The 287-nt window shown below is 69.7% G+C and carries 1 protein-coding gene; it reads right to left on the reverse strand.

Annotated elements, in window-relative coordinates:
• Positions 1–287, reverse strand: a 287-nt coding sequence (locus tag EBL84_RS17545; RefSeq protein ID WP_148040338.1) for a hypothetical protein, incomplete at both ends; no start/stop codon positions are given.

Raw genomic sequence — 287 nt, forward strand, 5'->3', positions numbered from 1 at the left:
CCGCCGTTGGCCTGGATATTGGTGGCGGTGACCACCAGGGTGCCGGTGGCGGCGTCATAGGTGGCGCTGGTGAGCTTGGGGGCCACGGCCACGGTGATCGCGTTGCCGGTGGTATCGCTGATGTCGGTGCCGGGGTCGGCACCGGTGAGCCAGTCGTCGGCGGCGGCGAGATTGTAGGTGGTGCCGAAGCTCGAGCTGGTGCCGAGCTGGTCGAGCAGGGCGTCGACCGCGGTGCGATCGGCCCCCGAGAGGGTGACGGAGAACTGGGTGGCCGAGTCGAGTTCGAC

Source organism: Marichromatium sp. AB31, assembly GCF_003718685.1.
In the GTDB taxonomy this organism is placed as follows: Bacteria; Pseudomonadota; Gammaproteobacteria; order Chromatiales; family Chromatiaceae; genus Marichromatium; species Marichromatium gracile.